Source organism: Pseudoalteromonas aurantia, assembly GCF_005886875.1.
Classification (GTDB): Bacteria; Pseudomonadota; Gammaproteobacteria; order Enterobacterales; family Alteromonadaceae; genus Pseudoalteromonas; species Pseudoalteromonas aurantia_A.
In genome coordinates this window covers 1-203 of sequence record NZ_PNBY01000199.1, presented here as the reverse complement: position 1 = coordinate 203, position 203 = coordinate 1, and the positions used below count along the sequence as shown (strand labels likewise).

At 39.4% G+C, this 203-nt stretch carries 1 pseudogene; it reads right to left on the bottom strand.

From position 1 onward, the window contains the following. A pseudogene (locus CWC18_RS20615) lies at positions 1 to 203 on the bottom strand (IS91 family transposase); the annotation flags it as partial.

Genomic DNA, 203 nt, shown 5'->3' with positions numbered 1-203 from the left:
AATACCATAGTAAAGCCAATCTCGGCTTTAAACTGTCGTGCAGCAAACCCTTTGAGTACCTTACTGACGACTTTAAACATAGTTTGATACAGAATTTTTGGTTGATATCGCGCCAATACTCTCAACTCAAATGGCAAGGTGAATGTGACCATAAAATAATGACAGGGTAGTAACTTTTGCTCTTGTCGTTGCAACCACTGTGT